The following is a 22,010-nucleotide window of genomic DNA, read 5'->3' as shown; positions in this document are numbered from 1 at the left end:
ATACCTCGCTTTTTATTTTTACCTACTTTTAACGCACGAACAAAGTCCGTGCTAAAGTAGCAAACACTAAAGCCCCACTTCGTGGGGTACCCCATTTATCCGCCCAAAATCTTTTTAACAAATTTAAAATTTTATTAAAAACTCAAAAGAGTTTTTAATAAAATTAGTTAAATCTGTGCGAAAGCACAGCACCTTAAAAGGCTTTTACAAAATTTTCGCAATAGCAAAACAACCCTAAATGGTTGTTTTGTGGCGAAAATTTGAAATATTAAAAATAGAGGTAGCACTATTTTTTACTTCGCAGACTAGCAAAGCTAGTCTTTGCGACCAAAGTTTAGCACTTTGGAAACGCACTAAAGCCCCACTTCGTGGGGTGCCCCCATTTTGATTTCGCAGACTAGCAAAGCTAGTCTTTGCGATGAAGGGCTACGCCCTTTCAAAACCCCTAAAGCCCCGCAAGCGGGGTGCCCCATTTTGATTTCGCAGCTGAGCGAAGCCACCCATTGAAAGGCTTTTACAAAATTTTCGCAATAGTCGTTTTATCTTGTAGATGAAACGACGGCGAAAATTTGGAATGTTAAGGGGGAAGGGGTAGCTTTGGCTTTAGCGAAGTAAAGCGGTGAAAAACATTAAATTTAAATCATTAATCTTATAATTTTGATTACTATATGTTATTAAAAATTTTTTGAGTTTTTAATAAAAATAATAAAAATAATAAAAATAATAAAAATAATAAAAATAATAAAAATAATAAAAATAATAAAAATAATAAAATGAATTTAAATTATGATTTTTGGATTTTGGTTAGTGGATTTTAAAAGCATAAAAAAAAGGAGCCTAACCATAAATGGCTAAGCTCCCCAAGAGATTTAAACCCTAATTATATTAGAAGTTATATCTAGCTTCAAATCTTAGGTGTTTAGCATCATCTTCATTGTTGTCTCTATCAATGTATGAATACCAAGTTTTGAAGTTAAGTTTTTTGCTATATTTATAATCTACTCTAGCAACTGCTTCATAAGCATCTGTGTAGTCACCTTCATTATCATATCTAGCACCTACATAGTCAGCACCTACTCTTACTTTATCAGCGAATGTATAGCCAGCAGTTACGAAGTAGATACTTTGATCAGCATCGATCAATGTATAGTCTAGTAGATCCTCGCCAGCTGTGATGAAGCTACCTTGGTCTTCAAGTGAGATTAGAGAGTTGCCACTGCCTTGAGTATTGATATTTACATATCCTACGCTACCATCGAAGCCAAATGCTTTAGCACCAGCTTTAACAGCTAAGAATTGAGCATCATCTAGTTCTACTACATCGCCTAATACACCTGGTACTACCGTTTGTGTAGTTCTAACATTGTTAGCCCATACGCTTGAGCCAGCATATTGAGCTTGTAGGCTTAGGTCAGCGCCACCTAGGTTAGCTCCTAGTGTTACATCAAGAGCGTATAGTTGAGCTACGCTATCTAGAGCTGCATACCATGCTTGGAAGCTTACTGGATCATATGAGCCGATAGCAGCTACACCATATAGGTTTCTATCATATACATGCTCATTAGAGCCATTTGAACCGATAAATAAATTTCTTGTACCCATATCACCATCAGTGCCTTGTAGGTTGTCAAATGCTATAGCAGCTAGAGTCAGACCGCTGATATCGCTATTAAGAACTTTGATACCAGTACCTACCATATCATCAGTGAAGAATGTACCTAGGACTTGGCGACCAGCTTGGATAGTTGTGTTACCCGCTGTATATCCTAGATAGTATTGGCGGACATTGAATGTTTGACCATAGTTATCGTAGCCATTATCATTTACACCTACTTGAGTAGCAGCATTTACTCTCTCGCCTGATGCATCACGGCTATCATATCTAAAGCCGATAACACCAAAGAAGTTATCATCTAAAGCAGATTTGAAATTTACATCTGATGTAAATCTGTGGTAGTTTTTTGTATCGTCAGTTGTAGTATTTTTGCTATCAAATCTATATCTTGCATAGCCTGATACATCTACATTTTTAATAGCTTCTTCAAGTGATGCAGCACTTGCTACGCTTGAAAGAGCACCTGCAGCTACAATAGCAGCTAAGCTTAGTTTAACTAATTTCATTTTGTCTCCTTGTAAAAAATAGGTTTAGAATTGTAATGATTTTTTACTTAATGTTTACTGAATTTTTGCCAAATTATTACCGACTATTTACCGAAATTCAATGAAAAATCCAAAGGTATGAAATCATCGTTTATCGTAGATTGGCTTGGATTTATTTAGTGATTTAGGTTATTATGGGAATTTGAGATTTTAGAGAAATTATTTTTTAATACTTAAATTCGCATTAAGATTTTTTAGTTTTTAGTAGATTTAAAATATTAATGAAATTTGAATTTTCTTTTTTGTGAATTTGAAATTTTGGAGAAATTTGCTTTTTGCGGATTTGAGATTTTTAAAGAAATTTCTTTTTTAAGTGGGAAGGGGAGCGCTTTTTTGGCAGCCGCTACCCCTTCCCCCTTAACAACCCCTAACCCCCTGGAAAAGCCTTTTAAGGTGCTGTGCTAGGCGCAGATTTATACCATTTTTATTAAAACTCTTCGAGCTTTAATAAAAATGATTTTAGGGATAATATGAATTTAAATTTTTATTTTTAACTCTTTAAATTTTATAATAAAAATTTTATATTTTTTAGAAATTTGAATTTTGAATTTATTTTTCTTTTTTGTGAATTTAAATTTTTTGAAATATGAGAGAAATTTAAATTTTTCTTTTTTTTAAGGGGGAAGGGGAGCGCTTTTTGGCAGATGAGTAGCGTGACAGCAAAAACGATGTAAATCATCGTTTGCGACGCTACGAAAGATAGCAACACCTTGGCTTCTCACTTAACAACCCCTAACCCACTGGAAAAGCCTTTTATTTCTAAACTTCGCAGGTCAGCAAAGCCGACCTTTACGATGAAGGGCTACGCCCTTTCAAAACCCCTAAAGCCCCACTTGCGTGGGGTACCCCATTTTTAATATTCCAAATTTTCGCCACAAAATAACCATTTAAGGTTGTTTTGCTATTGCGAAAATTTTGTAAAAGCCTTTTAAGGTGCTGTGCTTTCGCACAGATTTAATAATTTTAACTCCGCACGGCAACAAAGCCCCACTTTGCGGCAGGGAGTTACACTCCCTTGACCCACCTAAAGCCCCCACTTCGTGGGGTACCCCAATTTGATTTCACAAGATTGAGCAAAGCACACTTTTTGACTAAATTTCGCATAGGATTATAAAACTTTGTTAAAAAAGGTCTAATAAAGTTTAATGCTAATAAAAATAAAATTATTTGAGATTAAAAATTTAAAGATGATTGATAAAAATATGATTGAAATTTAGTGGCGGACAGAGAGGGATTTGAACCCTCGAAGCCCGATTAAGACTTGCACCCTTAGCAGGGGTGTGGTTTCAGCCGCTCACCCATCTGTCCTAAAAAGAAGTGGAATTATACTAATTTTAGACTTAAAGGCTACTTAAATTTGGCTTAGTATCCTTTGGGTTATCTCTTTGGGGTTATTGGATGCGTATATAGGTCTGCCAACTACGATAAAATCGGATTTATTATCTAGGGCTGTGGTTAGGTCGGCTACTCTTTTTTGGTCGGCGTTTTCTTCGCCAAATGGGCGAATTCCTGGTGTTAGGGTGATGAAGTTATCATTAGTAACAGATTTGATAGCTAGGCTCTCATAAACAGAGCATACCATACCATCTAAGCCCGATTTGTAGGATATTTGAGCCATATTGATAACACTTTGATTGATACTAGAATTATAAATGGATTTAAACTCACTCTCATCAAAGCTAGTCAAAGCTGAAACAGCCAAAACCAATGGCCTTTTAGGGAGCGAATTTAGCCTATCCATAACCGCTTTCATAGCGATTTGGCCGGCACTTGCGTGGATATTTATCATATCTACGCCAAGTGATGAGATGACTTCACACGCATCGGCCATGGTGTTTGGGATATCATAAATTTTAAGGTCTAAAAATATCTTAAAATCGCTAATATTTTTTAGCTCTTCTATGAATTTAGCCCCATCTCTAAGGTAGGCTCTTAGCCCAACTTTAAGCCACAGATCTAGCCCTTTTAGCTCCCTAGCAAGGGCTAGGCAATCATCTTTTTTAGCCATATCTAATGCTACACAAAGCTTCATCTATTTATCCTTTGCGATTGCGTCTAAAACGCCATTTATAAGCTTGATAGAAGATTCTGATGCTAACTCATTAGCTAAGATTACGGCTTCGTTTATAGCGATGGCTAGGTCTATATCGCTATATTTCATCTCATAAGCCCCAAGGCGTAGAATCTGCCTTTCTACTATGCCGATTTGATCTAGCTTCCATTTGCCAAGGTAGTTATTAAGCAAGTTATCGATATTATCAATATTATCTAAAACGCCGTTATATAGGCTGATTGTGAAGTTTTTTTGGTCGTTTCGGATCTTTTTTTCTTCTAAGAACTCATCACTAAATTGCTCCATCTGACTACCCATCTCTTTGGCGTAGAGTAAGCTTACTACGCATTGCCTTACTTGATGTCTAGTAGCCATTTTAAGCCTTTAAATTTTCATATAAATTTATCATCTCTATTACATTTGACATAGCTTCAAAGCCTTTATTACCAGCTTTTGAGCCGGCTCTTTCGATGGCTTGGTCTAGATTATCCACGGTTAAGACGCCAAATGTTACAGGTTTAGCATATTTTAGCGTTATGTTGGCTATGCCTTTTGTGGTTTCAGCACTTACATAATCAAAATGCGGTGTAGCGCCACGAATCACGGCACCCACGCAAACTACAGCATCAAATTTGCCACTTTCTAAGGCTTTTTGAAGTGCCATCGGAATCTCAAAAGCCCCAGGAACTAAAATCAATGATAAATTCTCATCTCTACCGCCATGGCGTAAAAATGAGTCCCTAGCGCCCTCGCTTAATCTATCTGTGATTATATGATTAAATCTAGCTTGGATTATAGCTATTTTTTCATCTCCTTTTAGAGATAATCTACCTTCTAAAATATTCATAAAAACTCCTTAAATAAATTTCAACATTATTACACTAAAAATTATTAAAAATAGATAAACCGCCTTTGGAATAGTGAATTTCTCACCATTAAATACTACTCCCACAGCCACAGCACCAACAGCACCGATACCAGTCCATACAGCATACGCCACAGACATGGAAAATTCATTCATAGCAAAGCCAAGCAAGGATATAGAACCACCAAAAGCAATTATCAAAGATATAAAATAAAATATCTTAGCAATGCTCTTGCTTTTTGCCATTTGATTTAGAGCTGCCACGCCTAAAACTTCGCAAAATCCAGCAACCAAAAGAGCAAGACTATATATCACGCCTCACTCCTTTTAAGCCCTAATACACCGATAATTATAAGCAAGATAAATAGAATTCTAATAAAGCTTATACTCTCGTTATTAAAGTAGTTTGTCACAATCTCAGCCCCTACTATAAATATAGTCCCAAAGCCGATAAACATAGTATATGCCACACTCGCACTAAGGTATCTAAAACTAAGCATAAAAGATGAAAAACTACAACAGATCAAAAGAGCCGTAGCGATCCATTCAAGCGTGGTATTAGCGTGTTTAAGCCCATACGCCCATCCACACTCAAAAGTCGCCCCCAAAATCACCCAAAAAAAGCCCTTATTACTCACCTAAGGCGTCCTTGATCCTTTTGATCTCGTCTAAATTTGCTTTAAGGGCTTCAAGATTTAGCATATTTGGCCCATCGCACATAGCCTCACATGGATTAATATGCGTTTCATAGAAAAATCCATCCACACCCACAGCGGCTGCTGCCCTAGCTAGATATGGCACAAATCTGCTATCGCCACCGCTTGTAGTGCCATTTGCACTTGGCATTTGAACGCTATGAGTAGCATCGAAAACAACAGGCGCAAACTCTCTCATAATAGGCAAACTTCTCATATCCACTACTAAATTTCCATAACCAAATGTAGAGCCTCTCTCGCATAAAAATACCCCATTATCCCTAGCAACTTCATAGCCAAATTCACTCACGCCACGAGTCTCTAAGACCTTTTTAACGCTATGTTTCATCGCATCAGGGCTTAGGAATTGACCCTTTTTGATATTTACCATAGCTTTGGTTTTGGCTGCTGCTACTAGCAAATCCGTCTGGCGGCATAAAAATGCTGGTATCTGCAGGGCATCTGCTACTTGCGCTGCGGGCTGGGCTTGATAGCTTTCATGGATATCGGTTAGGATTTTAAAGCCAAATTCCCTTTTAACCTCATCTAAGATTTTTAGCCCATTTTCAAGCCCTGGGCCTCTAAAGCTACTAATGCTTGTGCGATTAGCCTTGTCAAAACTAGATTTAAAATAAAAATCTATCCAATCTAAATTCGCTATCTCTACTAAATTTTGTGCTACTTTAAAGACCAAATCCCTGCTCTCGATAACGCAAGGTCCAGCTATTAATATCATATTTATCCTTTGGAATTTAATTTTAATGGATAATTATAGCCAAATATTGCTAAAGCTATTTAATATTTCAAAAAATAGTCTTGAATTTGGCTAATATCATCTGTTTTAATCAAAGATAACATAAGCAAAACTCTAGCTTTTTGCGGATTTAGCTCTTCAGCACTGATAAAGCCAAGAGATTTTTTCTGGCTATTTAAAGCGACTCGCCCTTGCGAAATTCGTGAGCTTACAACGACTTTAAGCCCTTGGCTTATCAGCTCTTTTAGGGCTTTTTCGTGATCTTCGTGAATGCTTCCAGCGCCACTTCCAGCTATTATTAATCCCTTTGTCCCATTAGCAAAAAGCGCCCTAGCCGCTACGGCGTTGCCGTCATTTGAGTAGCTATAAAGGATATCTACCTTTGGTAAATTTGATATTTGGCTTATATCAAATGGGGTGTTTGTGGTGTGAGCTTTGGTAATGGCACTATAAAAATAGGCCTTGCCATCTACCATATAGCCCAAATCACCAAAATCAGGCGATGAAAAGGCGTCTAAATTTAGGGTATGAGTTTTTGTTACGCCTCTAGCGCTTAGGATTTTATCATTCATTGTTACCATAACGCCTTTAAATTTAGACTCTTTATTGGCTGCTAAGGCTACTGCGTTATATAGATTTTTAGCCCCATCAGAGCTTACGCTATTTGATGGCCTCATAGCACCTACTAAAATCACAGGCTTATGGCTTTTGATAGTTAAGTGTAGGAAATAGGCCGTCTCTTCCATAGTGTCAGTCCCGTGAGTTATCACAACTCCATCAAAATCACTATCTAAAAGGCTATTAATCTCTTTAGCAAGTTTAAGCCAAATTTCATCACGCATATTAGCGCTATCGATATTTGAAATTTGCTTGGTAGTTATGGTGGCTAGATCTTCAATCCCCTTAACTCCACTAATCAAATTCTCAACACTCAAACCTCCAACACTATATCCAGTAGTAGCAACGCAATCTTCAATACTACTAACAATTGTCCCGCCAGTGGCTAAAATAGCGATTTTTGGCTTTGCTTGCGCCATATCAGCTCCTATAAAATAGATATAAAAATAAACAATAGCCCTTTAAATTTCACCCATTAATCACCTTTGATAAGCGACCAAAATCCCAGCCCCAACAATCATAACAATACCCAAAAACGCCAAAGAACCAGGCAAAGAATCACCCAAAATTAACCCAAAAATCATACTAAAAACTACATCACTATAACCTACTGCTGCGACCACACCGGCTTTTTTGCTTGCTGCGTAAGCTTTGGTAAGATAAATTTGAAATGCCGTAGCCAATAATCCCATAATAACTATCATAACCCAACCATTTAAGCTAGGCATCACAAATGGACTAATCAAAAAATCCAAATTTGGCCTATAATAAAAACTCCCAACAATCATAGATAAAAGCGGCATAGCACTCCCACAAATCATAAAAGACAAAACAATCGCCCTAGTATCATAATGTTTCCTAAGTCCCCTAATGCTCGTATATGCCATCGCCGCACCAATACCGCTAATCAATCCTATATACTCATCTTTGCTAACTCCAAGAGTCGGCTCAACAATAAATAAAATTCCAATAAACCCAATAAAAATAGCAAACCAACTAAGATAGCTAAGTCTCTCTTTAAATAAAAAAGCCGCAAAAAGTGCGGTAAAAATCGGACTAGTTTTAGAAAATGTAAAAGCTGTAGCCAAATCTATATGAGCAATATTATAAAAAAACGCATATAGCCCGATAGTGCCTATAATGCCACGAAATGCCAAGAGCCAAAATTTGCCCCCAGTTTGATGAAGTGGCTTTTTATATATCATCAAGATGATGAGAAATAACCCTATGATATTACGGAAAAATACAATCTCAATAGAGTTAAGCTCACTGCTTAAAAGCTTAGATAAAGCCCCAGTCCCAGCAAAAAGCATAGAGGCAATAAGCATATAATATATACCTAAATGTCGGATTAAAAATTTATTATAACTCATTTTTTGACTTGTGAATTTGAATTTAATTTAGTTTGTAATATTAATATAATTTACTGAATTTAAAATAAATATTTAAAAAATTTATAAATTTTTAGATAAAAAATAGAGATTTTAAAATGCCACGGAAGAGCAGATCCGTGGCATAAAAAAGGAGTAAAAACAAATCAGTTAATAGTAAAATTATATAACTGATTTGGTAAATACTCAGCCAAGAGAGTTAAATTTAATTTAACTCATCGCTATAATCAGCTGCTGCTAAGCGTTTTAATTGTCTGTATCGTCGCTTAGCGTCGCTTAGGTTTTTAGCAAATAGCTCATCTGCGTGACTAGGATTGATCTTTTTAAGCGAGTTATAACGAACTTCGTTTAATAAAAACTCTTCATATCTATCCCAATTAGGCTCTTTGGATGTGATTTTAAGCGGATTTTTGCCTTGAGCTAATAGGCTTGGATCATAGATATATGTAGGCCAATATCCACAAGCTGTGGCTAACTCCGCTTGCTCTCCTGACATAGTAAGGCCACCTTTGATACCATGAGCTATACATGGAGAATAGGCTATTATAAGACTTGGGCCATCATATTCTTCGGCTGCGGTGATAGCTTTTATCACATTTGCTTGACTAGCGTTTAGATTGATTTGGGCTACAAAGATATTGCCATAAGTCATTGAAATTTGGCCTAGATCTTTCTTTTGGACTGCTTTGCCACTAGCGCTAAATTGTGCTACTGAGCCACTTCGGCTAGATTTTGAGCTTTGGCCACCTGTGTTTGAATAAACCTCTGTATCAAGGACTAAAACATTGACATTTTCACCACTTGCTAATACATGATCCAAACCGCCATATCCGATATCATAAGCCCAGCCATCACCGCCAATGATCCATTGTGATTTTTTGGCTATGTATTGTTTAAGGCTTAAAAGCTCTTTTGCCCCTTCGAAATTTGAATTTGCTTCAAGTAGTGGGACTAAGGTATCTCTAATATTTTGGGTAGCTATTCTATCATTTTTATTAGCTAACCAGTCATTATATAGCGCTGCTATAGCATTTGGGGCTTTGTCTTTGGTATTTAGCATTATGCTCTCTACTCTATTGCGGATAGTTTGCATAGCTATCTCCATACCCATACCAAACTCAGCATTATCTTCAAATAGCGAATTCGCCCATGCTACGCCATTACCTGTTTTATTAGATTTTCTATATGGTGATGATGGTGCTGATCCGCCATAAATAGAGCTACAACCAGTCGCATTAGCTATCATTAATTGCTCGCCAAATAGCCTTGTAACTAGCGTGATATATGGCGTTTCACCACATCCTGGACATGCGCCGTGGAATTCAAATAAAGGTTGAGCAAAGCCAGAGCCTTTGACGCTTTGTTTGTTCATTAAATCATCTTTATAGACAACTTTTTTAAATAGATAATCTGCGTTTTCTTGTTCGCCTTTTTCTATTTCGCCATTTAGCGGCACCATTACTAGGGATTTTTCTTTGCTTGGGCACTCATGAGCACATAGCTCACAACCGGTACAATCTAATGGGCTTACTTGAATTTTGTATTTTAATCCTGTTAGCTCTTTGCCTTTAGCGTTGATCGCTCTATCTTTGACACCTTGTGGGGCATTTGCCATCTCATTTTCATCTATCAAAAACGGCCTAATAACAGCATGCGGGCATACAAAAGCACATTGATTACACTGGATACAATTCTCCTCTATCCATTTTGGTACCATCACGCCTACGCCACGCTTTTCAAATTCAGTAGTCCCAGACTCAAAGGAGCCATCTTCATACCCTACAAAGGCTGAGACAGGCAAATAATCCCCACGAGCAGCATTCATAGGCTTAGCGATATTTTCTACAAAATCACTACCTTTATATTTATCCTCTTTTATATCATCGCTTAAATTTATCCAGCTTGGATCAATATCTATTTTGACTAACTCGCTAGCACCCTCATCGATGGCTTTGTAATTCATCTCTACAATTTTATCACCTTTTTTGTGATAGGTTTTGTAGGCGTATTCTTTCATATATTTTCGCGCTTCTTCGTAGTCGATTATACCTGAAAGCTTGAAAAATGCCGATTGCATAATGGTATTTGTGCGATTTCCTAGGCCTATTTCATAGGCTAATTTTGTAGCATTTAGTATATAGAAATTCGCATTTTTTTGCGCTAAAATGCGTTTTACTCTATTTGGGATTTTCTCTATCGTTTTTTTAGCGTCCCAGATGGAATTTAATAAAAATGTCCCCCCATCTCTTAACCCATCTACCACATCATAAATATCCAAATACGCCGCCACAGAACAGGCTATAAAATGCGGATTTGATACTAGATATGTAGAGCGGATAGGGTTTTTGCCAAATCTTAGATGGCTTCTAGTATAGCCGCCTGATTTTTTGCTATCGTAAGCAAAATATGCTTGAGCATATAGATCTGTTTTATCGCCAATAATTTTGATTGAGTTTTTGTTTGCTCCAACCGTACCATCAGCTCCAAGCCCATAAAATAAACACTCTATACAATCTTCATCACTTAGTGAAATTTTATCTCCTACTGCTAGTGAAGTAAATGAGACATCATCTACTATACCAACTGTAAATCCATCTTTAGGCGTAGGTGAATTTAAATTTTCATATACTGCTAACATTTGAGCTGGATCGACATCTTTTGAGCTTAAGCCATATCTTCCGCCTACGATAATTGGGGTATTTTCTTTGCCATAATATGCAGCTTTGATATCTAAATATAGTGGCTCACCTAAACTGCCTGGCTCTTTAGTGCGGTCTAATACTGCTATTTTTTCTACTGAAGTAGGCATCACATCAAACATATGCTTAATACTAAATGGTCTATATAGATGGACTTTTAGCACGCCTACCTTTTCGCCTTTTGAATTTAGATAATCCACCACTTCTTCAAGAGTTTGAGTTACTGAACCCATCGCTACAATCACTCTAGTGGCATCTTTAGCGCCATAATATACAAATGGTGCGTAATTTCTATCTGTAACCTTAGATATCTCACTCATATAATCAGCCACAATATCAGGGATAGCATCGTAGAATTTGTTGGTTAGCTCCCTAGTTTGAAAGTATATATCATCATTTTGAGCCGTTCCTCTGATTTTTGGATTTTCGGGATTCATAGATGTTCGTCTAAACTCTTCAACCGCCTCTTTATCAAGCAATCTATCAAATACACTATAATCCATCACTTCGATTTTTTGAATTTCATGGCTAGTTCTAAATCCATCAAAAAAGTGTAAAAATGGCACCCTACCTTTAATCGCACTAAGGTGAGCTACCCCCGCTAGATCCATAACTTCTTGGACTGATCCAGTAGCAAGCATAGCAAATCCAGTCTGCCTACAAGCGTATATATCTTGATGATCGCCAAAAATTGATAAGGCTTGAGCCGCCAAAGATCTAGCTGCGACATGGATCACGCCTGGTAGCATTTGGCCTGCGATTTTATACATATTTGGAATTTTAAGCAATAGCCCTTGAGCTGCTGTAAATGTAGTAGTCAATGCTCCAGCTTGAAGGCTACCATGTACCGTACCGGCCGCACCGGCTTCGCTTTGCATCTCGACTACTTTAACAGGCATTCCAAAGAGATTTTTCTTGCCTTCACTTGCCCATATATCCACATAGTCTGCCATAGGTGAGCTAGGCGTAATAGGATATATCCCAGCAACTTCTGTAAAAGCATAAGAGGCGTAAGCTGCTGCTTCGTTGCCATCCATGGTTTTCATAATTTTGCTCATATTTTTCCTTTCTAAGCTTAAATTCTATTTATAAAATAAAATTTAAAAACTCATATTGGTTTGATTATTTTCTTTAACTTAAAGTTAGTAATTATATTATAAAAATCTAAAAACTAAGTAAATTATAAATTTTTTTTTATATAAATTATCAGTTCTATAAATAATACATAGCTCAAAATATGATTTTTCCATAAAATTAATATATAATTAATTAGAAAAAATTAGCCAAATTTTTTTAGCTAATTTATAAGTTTAAACAAAAAATCAATAAATTTTATGAATTAGATATCTTGATATACTCTACAGCGCTTAAAGTATCTAAGCAGACATAATCACAGATTGACTCTAAATTCTCTCTACTCTCATATCCACAAGTTACGCCAATACTGAAAATACCAGCACTCTTAGCCGCTTTAGCATCCATTGGGGTATCGCCTATCATATAGCTTTTTGGGCTTTTACCAATCACTTCTAAAGCCTTTAGAATCGGCTCAGGATTTGGCTTTGGATGGGTTACATCATCTCGCCCTATAACAACGCTAAAATATTTTAAAATTCCTAAGTTTTCAAGCAAATTTTTAGAATATAAAGAGGTTTTTGTGGTTACTACTCCTAAATTCGCAAATTCACTAGCCTTGCTAACTGCTTCAAATCCACCGGGTAAAAGAGTGGTTTGTGCTAGGTAGTTTTGTCTATAATCATCTTTGTAAATAGCGATAAAATCAGCTATCAAATGCTCTTTAACTCCAAGTGAGCCAAACATATACTCCAAAGGATGTCCCACTAATGAGCAAATTTGAGCCTTTGTAGGCTCGGTGAGATTATAACTCCTAAAAGCCTTATAAAATCCATTTACGATAGCTTCAGTAGAGTCAATAAGTGTCCCATCAAGATCAAATAAAATAGTAGGCTTATTTATCATCTTCGCTCTCTTTCTCATATATATGATGCGTTACAAGTTGCGGATATGGGATACTAATCCCAGCTTCGTCAAATGCCATTTTAACGCCTTCTAGCATAGTTGACTGCGTGGCGCTATAATTTTCATTAAGCACCCAAAATCTAACTAATATATCAATGCTGTGAGCCCCAAGAGCACTTACTAATACGCTAGGTGCGGGCTCTTTTAGGATTAATTCATTTTGATTTGCGATATTTAAGATTATATCCTTAGCTAATCTTAAATCATCTTTATAATCCACACTAAAAAGTAGCTCAACTCGCCTTGTTGGTGTTAGTGAGAAATTTATAATTTTGCTATTTATGACCTGTTTATTTGGGATAATGACGCTTTTGCCATCGCCAGTTATTAGACATATACTAAATAAATTTAACTCACTCGCTACGCCGTTATATCCGCCAATATCGATATTATCCCCTATCCTAAATGGCCTAAAAAATAGAATCAAAATCCCAGCTCCGATATTGCCAAATGAATCTTTAAAAGCCATACCGATACCAAGCCCTATGGCGCCAAGCATCGCTACAAATGAGGTCGTATCGATACCAAGATTTGCTAATGCTGCTACAATGACAATTATTAAAAATATTGTTTTGGATGAATTTACAATAAAACTAGCTATTAATTTATCTAATTTGGCTTTTTGTATAACTCTTTCTATAACAAGGCAAATTCGCCAAACAATCCACTTGCCAATAAAAAATATAAGTAGTGAAAATATAACTCTAAGGCTATATTTAGCACAAAGTGCCAATATAGCCGTATAATCAAAATCGGTGATTATCTGCATAATTAATTACTAAATTTAGCATCAACACGGCGATTTTGTGCTCTACCCTCTTTGGTTTTGTTTGTAGCAATTGGAGATAACTCACCATAGCCTATTGTTTGGATTCTATCTTTGCTTACACCCATATTTATAAGCACATCTGCTACTGCTTTGGCTCTTTTTTCTGATAAAATTTGGTTATATTTTTCTGAACCTGTAGAATCTGTGTGGCCTTCTAATACAACTTTATACTCGCTATTCATATTTAAAACTTTAGCAACTTCTTCTATTTTAGCTACAAATTTTGGGCTTAAAGTTGCGCTATCACTTGCGAAATTAGCATGTAAATTTAATCTAATTAATTTTTGACAGCCATTTTCATCCACCACGGCACCTGCTGGGGTATTAGGGCATCTATCTTTGCTATTTAACACTCCATCATTATCATCATCGCCATCAACTACTTGTGAAGCGATAGGGGCTTCTTGGGTTATGGTAGGCTCGGATTTTTTGGTAGCACCGAAGCTACTAGCAAAACCTAAAGTATATAAAAATGTGCTATCTCCTTCTTTGAAGTTAATAGCATCTCTTGCTTCTAATTTGATAGCAAAATTATCCACTACTTTAAATTTAACCCCCAAACCAGCTTGACCAAATCCATCATCATTAGCATCATTTGCCTCTTTACTTAGATCTTGATATCCAGCACCGGCCAAGGCATAAACAGAAAATCTATCAGTTAAGGCGAAATCTTTTACTAAATTTAAATAGTATCTAGCAATTCTTGTATCATAGCCAATTTCTTTACCATTTTTGTCTTCAAATGTAGCCTTAGGAGTGTAATCAAAGCCAAGCTCAATTTGACTAAGCCAAGATAGATCTAAATTTCTACCTAATCTTAGACCAATTAGCTTTTGATCATCAATACCTTGAGTGCCCTCTGGGTGAGCATATCCACCAACTATGGTTAGTTCATATCTATCACTTGCAAATATCGCTGACGCCGCACATAATGCTAAAATGATTTTTTTCATTTTAATTCCTTAAAAAGTGTGATTAAATGTAATGATTAATTTAAGAATAATACATTAAATCGCTTTAAAACAATATAAATTTTGCGATTTTGAATGTTTGAGATTTATAAAGATTTGGCTACTCTTTTGGGTGAAAATAACCAAAATGAAATGATCAAAAAACTTAATTTATTTTGTAATGCGATTTATGGCTTTTTCGTGATTTATGAAAGTTTAAGAAAAGTAATAAAATGTGGTATCGGAGTTGGATTACAACTCCGAAACTATTACAAAAAGGAGGTTTATCTGTTGGACATCGGAATTATATGTAATCAATCTTAACTTAATAAAAATTTATTATAAATTTTTGCTAAATAAACAAGATTAAATTTAAAAAAGTTCCAAAAGCCAAAAGGCCTTTGGAAATATGAAATATTATCTTTTTGAGAATTGCGGACTTCTTCTTGCTTTTCTGCGGCCATATTTTTTACGCTCTACAACACGACTATCACGAGTTAGAAGGCCTTGTGGTTTAAGAGCTGCTCTAAATGTTGCGTCGATAGAAGCTAAAGCTCTTGAAATTCCGTGTCTTAAAGCCTCTGCTTGAGCTGAATACCCACCACCTAAAGTCGTAGCTGTGATATCCATAGAAGTTTCTTGTTTTGTTACTAATAATGGTTGAACTACTTTAAGCTTTATAGCTTCGTGTCCGCCAAGCCAAGTATTTAGATCCATACCATTTACTGTGATTTTGCCGCTACCTGGTTTTACCCAAACTTTAGCAACTGCTGTTTTTCTCTTACCTGTTGCATATGTTGTTGCCATTATTATTTTCCTTCTTTAGCTATTTGTGCAGTGTGCGGATGCTCACTACCAGCATAGATTTTTAATTTTTTAAGCATCTCTTTGCCTAATTTTGTCTTAGGTAGCATACCACGGACTGCTAATTTATAAAGTTTTTCAGGTTTATTAGCTAGTAAATCACCAAATTTTTCGCTTTTTACGCTACCAAAATAGCCTGAATGTCTGTGATAAAGTTTCTCTTCAGCTTTATTCGCACCTGTGAATTCTGCCTTGCTAGCATTGATGATGATTACATAATCTCCGCAATCAACATTTGGGCTAAATCCTGGCTTATGTTTGCCACGAAGTAGTGTAGCAGCTTCAGTTAGCAATCTACCAAATCTCTTTCCAGAAGCATCAAGAACGATCCAATCACGCTTTACTTCATTTGGCTTTGTTATCTTTGTCATAATCTTGCCTTTTATATAATTAATTTAAGAGTGAAATTATAGCGAGACTAGTTTAAAAATAGCTGAATTTAAGAAAATTTTTATATTAGAGCTTTGAAATTTGAATTTTGTCATGTAGTATATAAACTATACTAGCTTTTAGCCTTTTTTGTGGATAAATTTGAGATAAAATATCTAGATATTCTCTAACTTGCTCTTTATGCTCATCGCTATTTTTAAGAGAGCTTTTATAGTCTATTATCTCGATTTCATCGTTATTTACGCATAATAAATCAATGCGTTTTAACACCCCATTAAATCCGATATCTTGCTCTTGATATAATCTTTTATCTTTTATGATTTCTAAAAATTGCGGGTTATTTAAAAGCCTATCAACCCTATCTTTAATATCCTTTAGGCCATCTTGGTCGATAAATGCTCCAAATTTATTATACAAGCAATTTTGAGCGATTTTAAGTGAGTTAAAATCAGCAAAATCAATGCTCTCAAGATAATAATGCAGCGCCTTGCCAAAGTAGATAGAATCTAAATTTAAGCTCTCTTTTGGCTTATCACTAGTTAAAATCTCTTGTGGTGCAATCTTTTCAAATGGTTTAAGATCGGTTATTTGCGGCTTGGACTCTTGCTTTTTGTCGCTATTTGGTTTGATAATTCCTGATTTGTATTCTTTTAAATTTAGATATTCTACCGTTTTGCCATTTGATTCATACTCAGTAAAATATGAGATATTGTTGCCATTTGGATTATCTTTGGCTAAGATTATTAAGCTATGTTTAGCCCTGGTTAATGCTACATAAATTTTATTTATAACCTCTTTTCTATCAAGCTCTTTTTGTCTATCTTGAAGCTGGGTATAATCCTTATCGCCCAAATACTCAAACACCTTATTAGCTAACCTTATATCCCAGCTATCTGTCTCTAGATTATACTCCATTAAAAATTTATCTTTTTGACTATTTTCTTTTCCTATATAATCAAGCACGATGACATGCTCAAACTGTAGCCCTTTGCTCTTATGAACGGTCATTATCGTTATGCCTTTTTGGCTATTTTTAGCGCTAGTTGTCTGGTCATTATCGATATTAAAAGCAAAGTCATATATATCGCTATACTTGCTACTAATCTCATATAGTTTCAATAGATCAACATCGCAAGGCTCAAGCTCAAGGTATTTAGCGATGAATTTCAAAGTTTGAGCTACGCTAGCATCGCTTTTTAACTCTAGTTTGGCTTTTTTGGTTTTGGTTATCTCATATTGAGTGTTTAGATATATCTCATCACCAAAAATAGAGTATTTCAAAAATGCCACCACCGCCGCTACATTAGCACTTTTGATAAGATTATTTGTAGTTTGGGTAGATACTTCTAAGCCTTTAGCTTCTAAATAGTCTTTGATATTATAAATATCACTATTTTTCCAACAAAGTATCGCCATATCTTTATGCTCTATGCGGTTATCTTCGAGTTTTTTTATGCTATCATAAATCGCCTCTAAATATTTTTCTCTATCAAATTTAACAACCCCTACATAGCCATCATCTTTGCTATTTGGAATTTGATCTATGTAGTGTGGATATTTCTTTTGAAATATCTCATTTACATATTTTACTATCTCTTTATCACTGCGATAATTTTTATCTAGGCTTTGAGCTTTTATCTGTGAAAAATCCTGTTTGAGCTTATTAAACAGCTCACTTTGACCCCCACGAAATCTATAAATACTCTGCTTTATATCACCAACATAAAAAAAGCTCCCAACGCCACTTTGACCTATGCCAGAGAGACTTTCAGCTATGAGTGGTTCTAATATCTCATATTGCTTGATATCAGTATCTTGAAACTCATCGATCAAAATATGCCTAATCTTAGCATCAAGGCGAAAATATAGCATATCGATATTTTGCTTGTTTTTGTTAGTTAGAAGCTCATTGACCCAATTTGTGATATCGGCAAAACTTAGGCTATTTTCACGGCGATTTACATTAGCAATTGCCTTTTTATAGAGATCCACAAAATATGAAATTTGAGATATTTCATATTTCTCAAGAGCTAGATAATACTCTTTTAGAGCACTTATAAACTCATCTCTAGCGGCGTTAAATTCGGCGTTGTCTCTTACTTTATTAAAATATTTTTTATCTATATCTTTTACGACGGCTTTTTCAACTATCTCGTTTAAGCTTAAATTTTTATTAAAATTAGCCACATAATACTTATCGCTACTCAATTTCAATGCCACATCACATAACTCATTATATCTATCCATTGCGTTTTCAGGGCATGGGAGTGTGGCGTCGAATTTCTCAAATTTAGCTTGTGAGAGTAGAGAAAGCTTTTCAAAAAGGGTATTTTCTTTGCTATTTGTATAATATAGATATTTTGCTACTTTACTCATCATTGAATTTGAGCTTAAGAGCCTTTTAAACTCATTTTTAACCTCAATGCTATTATCATTAAGAGAGCTAAAATCTGGCATAAGACCTAAATTTAAGCTAAACTGCCTAAGAATCGTAGCAAAAAAGGAGTCAAATGTAGATATCTTTAACTCACTGGCCAAAAAATCAGCCATAAATTTATCTCTAAGCGCCAAAACTTCTTCTTTTGATTTACCCAAAAGCTCGCAAATAGCATTTCGCTCGCCATCGCACTTGCTTAAATGTAGATTACAAAATGTATCTGTGATCCTGTGCTTCATCTCGTTTGCGGCTTTGTTTGTGAATGTTAGGGCTAGGATTTTTCTTGGGTGATTGCCTTTTAATAATAGAGCGATATAGCGAACTGATAGAGCAAATGTCTTGCCACTTCCCGCACTCGCTTCTAAGCATAAATAATTTTCAAATTTCATCTTAATCCCCTTAAACACAGAGATTCATACGGGCATATATCGCAATGTTTTGTATTTTGAGTAAAGCTAATTTGGGTATTATTGATCTCTGTTAGCTCATCTAAAACTTCGATTAATTTATCAATGTCGGCTTTGCTATTAGTAAATTTATTATCATCAAATGAGTAGAAATGGCCACTAGCTGTTTTATTATATTTCGCTTGATATAAAAGCTCATAAAATGCTAGCTGCAAGGACTTTTCATCTGCTTTTCCGCTCTTATAATCAATAAGCCAAATATCATTACCATTGATATCAACTCTATCAATCTTGCCTTTGATAAAAATCCCATTAAACTTAGCTTCAATCTTTTTCTCACATTCGCTAACGCTAAATCCATCTTTGAAATGGCTATTTTGACTAGATGTGAACTCATCAAGTTTTAGCTTGAAAATCTCGCTTTTTAGCGTGGTATCTTTTTGATATTTGCTATATATCTGTAAAAACTCGCTTTTATCAAATTTATCGTTTGATTGCTTGAAATACTCTTCTAAGGCTTCATGTATCAAATTACCAAAATCTAGCGCATCTCTATCATCAAATCTAGACTCTTCAATATTTTTAATATATTTATAATAATACCGCCTTTTACATTTAAGACAGGTATCTAAGCGAGTAAATGAGAGAGGCCAAGCAAAAAAATCGTGAGTTTCTACGATCTCCCTAGGCGTCAAATCAATGGCGATTCCGCCTTGACGCAAGGCGTTTTCATATGAAATTTGCGAAATTTCAATCTTCTTAACGCCCTCAAAATCCTTAATAAATCTAGATACGATATTCTCATCATTTTCAACATAACTGATAGATACTCTTTTGGCTCTATTTATCAAGCTTTCATAGTAAAATCTCTGTAAATTCTCCCTATCGCTATGACTGATTAGACCGGCATTTTTTCTCACTACTGAGCTTAGGAACATCTCTTTTTGGCTTCTTTTAGGCACTAAAGAGTCATTAAAATCAACTATAATCACGCCATCATAACTCTTAAATCTACTCTCCAAAATCCCAATCACGCTTACTAGACCCCCGCCGGCCATGCTTTGAGTTTTGCTAGAGAAATTTATCAAAAATAGCTCCAAAATATCGCTAAATTTAAGCTCTATTTGGCGTAAAAGAGTTTTGATATAAAATAGCTCATTTTCTATAATCTCATCTATCTCATCAACCCTTTTGATATCATTTAATAGCGATTTTATCAAATCTTCAAAGCGATTAAACTCCACTTTAGAATAGAATATATCTTGGATATCTTGATATATTTTCGTTGGGATTTTAAAGCTATTTAGTGTTGCTATTAACTGATTTAGTTCTTTGGAATTTTGTATATAATTCTCATTAAATTCATATTCTAACTCTTGAGATATAGCCTCTTTAATCGTATGTAAAAGCGTGTAAATTGGGCTATTTTTCAAGCTTTTTCCCATAGCGTAATTTAGCATATTATTCTCATCTAAATTTTGTAACACATCTGCAAAGCTCTCATCAGGTAGTATCACGGCGATATTTTGCGGTTTTATCCCATCTCTTATCATATTTGATATCTCATCAAAGACAAAGGCCGCTTGTAAGCTACGAAGAGAAAATCCCATAATATTTATATTTGGGTTTTGGTTTAGTCTAGTCTCGCTCTCTATGGACTTATCACTTAAATTTAGCTTATAGTTATGGCTGAGTTTGAAATTTAAATTTGTGAAATTTTTTATCTTTTCTATCGTTTTTTGGTTAAATTTACTACAATCAAAATTTAAAATTAGTGGAATTTTTTCGCTTATTTTAATCAAAATTTCCCACTCCAAAAGCGTCAAAATCCCATCAATTCGTATCTCAATCCTATCAAAATTGCTAATAAAATTTGGATTTATCTCATAGTAATCGCTTATCGTAATATCATCATATAGGCCACGCTCATCCAAACTCTGCTTATAAATCCGCCCTAGATTATCCAAAATAGCTAGATGCTCATCATAATTAGCATATGTATCAGCTATACTTAAATCTGCGACTCTCTTTTTCTCTTTGCTTAGCTCTTTAAAGAATGAAAATATATAGTTGGAGTTTTTCAAAAAGACTAAAAATTCATCTTTTATATTTAATATCGAAGAGATATTCTCCACCCTATTAATAGCATTTCGCATGTATAACAAAGACTCCATATCAGTAGCACGGCGTCTATCTGGGACATATATAACCTCACCAAAAAACTCTGATATATTCATTATCTTTGGCAAGAGCGAATTTGAGCTTAGATTATTAGAATAAAAATCCCGTACATTTCTAGAAGTACTAAAGACAAAAAGTGATCTATTTTGCATATAACTCTACTTGATAAAATCCGGTTTTATTCTCATCGATGATAATCTTAGCTTTTATCTGCCATCTGCCAGCTTTGGTTAGATTAAGGTCATTTATAGTCATCTTGCCACTTTGATTTTGAGATATTAGCTCTTTGTCAAACTCACTGCTATCTGGGCGAGTTAGCAATATCTTAGTAGAATAGTTAGTGGCATTTGTATCGAATTTGAGATTGAAATTTTGATTTAATGGCACTATTGTGGCACTCTTGCCTCTGCGAAGTCTTTGGGTTTGGTTAGGCAAGATTATAGAATTTAGCTCAATTTGCGGAGTTGTATTAAAACTAAATTCACGACTAAAATTTGATTGAGCCACTTGGATTTCATTAAATTTACTATCAACTTTTTGATACTTATCAAAGTAATAATCATCCATATAGACAGGATAATCCAAAGAGTAATATATAGTATAAGCACAAGCACAAACTATAGCAAATATGGAGAGCAAAATTCCATACGGCCAAAGCGTTTTACGATTTTGCATTA

Annotated in this window: 18 protein-coding genes and 1 tRNA gene; all 19 read right to left on the bottom strand. The window is 35.2% G+C overall.

Annotation, left to right across the window (positions count from 1 at the left end; genetic code table 11):
- Positions 1–885 precede the first annotated feature (885 nt).
- Positions 886–2,121, bottom strand: a complete 1,236-nt coding sequence (locus tag CCAL9328_RS08895) for a major outer membrane protein (protein WP_170000469.1) — start codon at positions 2,119–2,121, stop codon at positions 886–888.
- A gap of 1,256 nt (positions 2,122–3,377) precedes the next feature.
- A tRNA-Ser gene (locus tag CCAL9328_RS08890) sits at positions 3,378–3,468 on the bottom strand.
- 43 nt (positions 3,469–3,511) lie between these two features.
- Positions 3,512–4,192, bottom strand: coding sequence for an orotidine-5'-phosphate decarboxylase (gene pyrF / locus CCAL9328_RS08885; RefSeq protein WP_170000468.1), 681 nt, complete (start codon positions 4,190–4,192; stop codon positions 3,512–3,514).
- Positions 4,193–4,588, bottom strand: a complete 396-nt coding sequence (nusB, locus tag CCAL9328_RS08880; protein ID WP_096019546.1) for a transcription antitermination factor NusB — start codon at positions 4,586–4,588, stop codon at positions 4,193–4,195. It abuts the gene before it with no gap.
- A 1-nt stretch (position 4,589) separates the two neighbouring features.
- Positions 4,590–5,060 (bottom strand): 6,7-dimethyl-8-ribityllumazine synthase, encoded by a 471-nt coding sequence (ribH, locus tag CCAL9328_RS08875; RefSeq protein ID WP_096015849.1) that lies wholly within the window; start codon positions 5,058–5,060, stop codon positions 4,590–4,592.
- A gap of 9 nt (positions 5,061–5,069) precedes the next feature.
- Positions 5,070–5,393: a DMT family transporter gene (locus CCAL9328_RS08870; protein ID WP_096015850.1), complete on the bottom strand. Its 324-nt coding sequence runs from the start codon at positions 5,391–5,393 to the stop codon at positions 5,070–5,072.
- On the bottom strand, positions 5,390–5,716 hold the full coding sequence (locus tag CCAL9328_RS08865; RefSeq protein ID WP_096015123.1) for an SMR family transporter: 327 nt from the start codon (positions 5,714–5,716) through the stop codon (positions 5,390–5,392). Before CCAL9328_RS08865 ends, CCAL9328_RS08870 begins: the two co-directional genes overlap by 4 nt.
- Positions 5,709–6,509, bottom strand: a complete 801-nt coding sequence (gene kdsA / locus CCAL9328_RS08860) for a 3-deoxy-8-phosphooctulonate synthase (protein WP_096023733.1) — start codon at positions 6,507–6,509, stop codon at positions 5,709–5,711. The genes CCAL9328_RS08865 and kdsA overlap by 8 nt, the downstream gene beginning before the upstream one ends.
- 59 nt (positions 6,510–6,568) lie before the next feature.
- Positions 6,569–7,564, bottom strand: coding sequence for an asparaginase (locus CCAL9328_RS08855; protein ID WP_170000467.1), 996 nt, complete (start codon positions 7,562–7,564; stop codon positions 6,569–6,571).
- Positions 7,565–7,624: 60 nt separating this feature from the next.
- Positions 7,625–8,518 (bottom strand): DMT family transporter, encoded by an 894-nt coding sequence (locus CCAL9328_RS08850; protein WP_096021965.1) that lies wholly within the window; start codon positions 8,516–8,518, stop codon positions 7,625–7,627.
- A gap of 223 nt (positions 8,519–8,741) precedes the next feature.
- Positions 8,742–12,293 (bottom strand): pyruvate:ferredoxin (flavodoxin) oxidoreductase, encoded by a 3,552-nt coding sequence (gene nifJ, locus CCAL9328_RS08845; protein WP_170000466.1) that lies wholly within the window; start codon positions 12,291–12,293, stop codon positions 8,742–8,744.
- Between the two features lie 274 nt (positions 12,294–12,567).
- Positions 12,568–13,215, bottom strand: a complete 648-nt coding sequence (locus CCAL9328_RS08840; protein ID WP_170000465.1) for an HAD family hydrolase — start codon at positions 13,213–13,215, stop codon at positions 12,568–12,570.
- Positions 13,205–14,044: a mechanosensitive ion channel family protein gene (locus tag CCAL9328_RS08835; protein ID WP_170000464.1), complete on the bottom strand. Its 840-nt coding sequence runs from the start codon at positions 14,042–14,044 to the stop codon at positions 13,205–13,207. Before CCAL9328_RS08835 ends, CCAL9328_RS08840 begins: the two co-directional genes overlap by 11 nt.
- A 2-nt stretch (positions 14,045–14,046) precedes the next feature.
- On the bottom strand, positions 14,047–15,057 hold the full coding sequence (locus CCAL9328_RS08830; RefSeq protein ID WP_086229853.1) for an OmpA family protein: 1,011 nt from the start codon (positions 15,055–15,057) through the stop codon (positions 14,047–14,049).
- A 414-nt stretch (positions 15,058–15,471) separates the two neighbouring features.
- Positions 15,472–15,861, bottom strand: coding sequence for a 30S ribosomal protein S9 (rpsI, locus tag CCAL9328_RS08825; protein ID WP_086225465.1), 390 nt, complete (start codon positions 15,859–15,861; stop codon positions 15,472–15,474).
- Between the two features lie 2 nt (positions 15,862–15,863).
- Positions 15,864–16,289, bottom strand: coding sequence for a 50S ribosomal protein L13 (gene rplM / locus CCAL9328_RS08820; protein WP_063998780.1), 426 nt, complete (start codon positions 16,287–16,289; stop codon positions 15,864–15,866).
- An 85-nt stretch (positions 16,290–16,374) separates the two neighbouring features.
- Positions 16,375–19,134, bottom strand: coding sequence for a RecB-like helicase (locus CCAL9328_RS08815; protein ID WP_170000463.1), 2,760 nt, complete (start codon positions 19,132–19,134; stop codon positions 16,375–16,377).
- Positions 19,131–21,485, bottom strand: coding sequence for a PD-(D/E)XK nuclease family protein (locus CCAL9328_RS08810; protein WP_170000462.1), 2,355 nt, complete (start codon positions 21,483–21,485; stop codon positions 19,131–19,133). Before CCAL9328_RS08810 ends, CCAL9328_RS08815 begins: the two co-directional genes overlap by 4 nt.
- Complete coding sequence (locus CCAL9328_RS08805; protein WP_170000461.1) at positions 21,475–22,008, bottom strand: hypothetical protein; 534 nt, start codon at positions 22,006–22,008, stop codon at positions 21,475–21,477. Before CCAL9328_RS08805 ends, CCAL9328_RS08810 begins: the two co-directional genes overlap by 11 nt.
- Positions 22,009–22,010: the final 2 nt, after the last annotated feature.

This window comes from Campylobacter sp. RM9328 (genome assembly GCF_012978615.1).
Note: the sequence above shows the minus strand (reverse complement) of the source record. Positions and strands in the feature narration are given on the sequence as shown.